General features: G+C 71.2%; 2 protein-coding genes and 1 tRNA gene. 2 read left to right on the forward strand and 1 reads right to left on the reverse strand.

Annotated features, from left to right (window positions below):
* The first annotated feature begins 110 nt into the window (after nucleotides 1-110).
* Nucleotides 111-184, forward strand: a tRNA-Ala gene (locus tag B9S61_RS38145).
* Between the two features lie 194 nt (nucleotides 185-378).
* Here the strand turns inward: B9S61_RS38145 and B9S61_RS38150 are convergent.
* Entirely contained in the window at nucleotides 379-855 is a 477-nt protein-coding gene (locus B9S61_RS38150) for a GNAT family N-acetyltransferase (protein WP_103546258.1), read from the reverse strand.
* 50 nt (nucleotides 856-905) lie between these two features.
* On the opposite strand from B9S61_RS38150, the gene B9S61_RS38155 reads away from it, so the two are divergent.
* A complete protein-coding gene (locus tag B9S61_RS38155) occupies nucleotides 906-1,718 on the forward strand; it encodes an exodeoxyribonuclease III (protein ID WP_103546271.1) in 813 nt (270 codons plus the stop codon).
* Nucleotides 1,719-1,846 lie beyond the last annotated feature (128 nt).

Below are 1,846 nucleotides of genomic sequence, written 5' to 3' on the forward strand. Positions count from 1 at the left end.
TCTTCGACCAGTACGAGGACGGCGACCGCCCGAAGGCGGCCAACGAGTAGCGCCCGGCCAACGGATTTCCGAGCACCCCGATCGGGATGCTAAAGTTTCACTCGTTGCAAGGGCCTGTGGCGCAGTCTGGTAGCGCACCTCGTTCGCATCGAGGGGGTCTGGGGTTCAAATCCCCACAGGTCCACCGCAGCTGAGCCCCCGCCGAGAAATCGGCGGGGGCTTCTTCGTGTCGTCCCACGGTTCACGCCGCCGCCGTCATCCGACCCTCGAGGGCGGTCCGCTGCTCGCGGAGGTCCGGACCGGGTCCGCCCGCGGTCACCTCGCCTCCCGCGGGCCGGACACAGGGGTCTTCCGTCAATGGCCTGGCGGCCTACGGCCTCAGAGCGTCTTCGCGTAGCAGCGGCTGTCCTCGTAGGAGCGGTAGTAGCCGAACTTCTCGCAGGGGGCGTAGCCGCTCGACGAGTACAGGGCGATGGCCTCGGGCTGCTTCGTGCCCGTCTCCAGGACCATGCGGACGCGGCCGGCCGTGCGGGCGTCGTCCTCCAGGGCGGTCAGGATGCGGCGGGCGAGGCCGCGGCCGCGCATCTGCTCGATCACGTACATGCGCTTGAGCTCGGCGTCGCCGTCGCGGTTGCCCTCACCGTTGGCGTCCTGGACGCGCCAGCCGCCGGAGGCCACGGGGACGCCGGCCTCGTCGTACGCGATCAGGTAGACGCCGTTCGGGGGTGCGAAGTCCGCCGGGTGCATCGGGGTGGAGTCGCCGCCGTCGCCGTAGCGGACGTGGTACTCGGCCTGGACTTCGGCGTCCAGTTTCACGGCGTCGGGGTGGTCGTAGGGGACCCGGCGGATATCCATGCCGAATACCGTAAAACATGCCCGGACGTGGGGTGTCGTATCGTGCCCTGGTGCTTACTGTGACCTCCGTCAATGTCAATGGACTGCGGGCCGCCGCCAAGAAGGGCTTCGTGGAGTGGCTGGCCGGGACCTCCGCCGATGTGGTGTGCCTTCAGGAGGTGCGGGCGGAGGCGAAGCAGTTGCCGGAGCAGGTGCGGGAGCCCGAGGGGTGGCATGTCGTGCACGCGCCCGCTGCCGCGAAGGGGCGGGCGGGGGTGTCCCTGTACTCCCGGCGTGAGCCCGACCGCGTTCGGATCGGGTTCGGCTCGGACGAGTTCGACGGCAGCGGGCGGTATGTGGAAGTGGATCTGCCCGGGGTGACCGTCGCCTCGCTGTATCTGCCCTCGGGGGAGGTCGGGACCGAGCGGCAGGCGGAGAAGATGCGGTTCATGGGGGAGTTCCTCGCCTACCTCAAGGGGCTGCGGGAGCGGGCCGCCGCCGAGGGGCGCGAGGTCGTGGTCTGCGGGGACTGGAACATCGCCCACGAGAAGGCCGACCTCAAGAACTGGCGGGGGAACACCAAGAACTCCGGGTTCCTGCCGGAGGAGCGGGAGTGGCTGTCCCGGGTGCTCGACGCGGGCGACGGCGGGTACGTCGACGTCGTGCGGGCGCTGCATCCGGATGCCGAGGGGCCGTACTCGTGGTGGTCGTACCGGGGGCGGGCCTTCGACAACGACACCGGGTGGAGGATCGACCTCGCCGTGGCGACCCCGGGGCTCGCGGGGCGGGCGGTCAAGGCCTACGTCGAGCGGGCGGCCACGCACGCCGAGCGGTGGTCGGACCACGCGCCCGTGACCGTGGTCTTCGAGCAGGCGGCCGGCTGACGCGTCCCCCCGGCGGTGGGCGCACGACGCCACCCGGGACCGGTGTGCCGGTCCGGCGGAGCGAGCACGTCCTTCCCGCCCGCGGCCGACAGCCGCTGGTCCCCGGCTTCCGGTCCCGCGGCCGACAG

The sequence above is a fragment of the Streptomyces sp. SM1 genome, from assembly GCF_002910825.1.
GTDB classification, from domain to species: domain Bacteria; phylum Actinomycetota; class Actinomycetes; order Streptomycetales; family Streptomycetaceae; genus Streptomyces; species Streptomyces okerensis.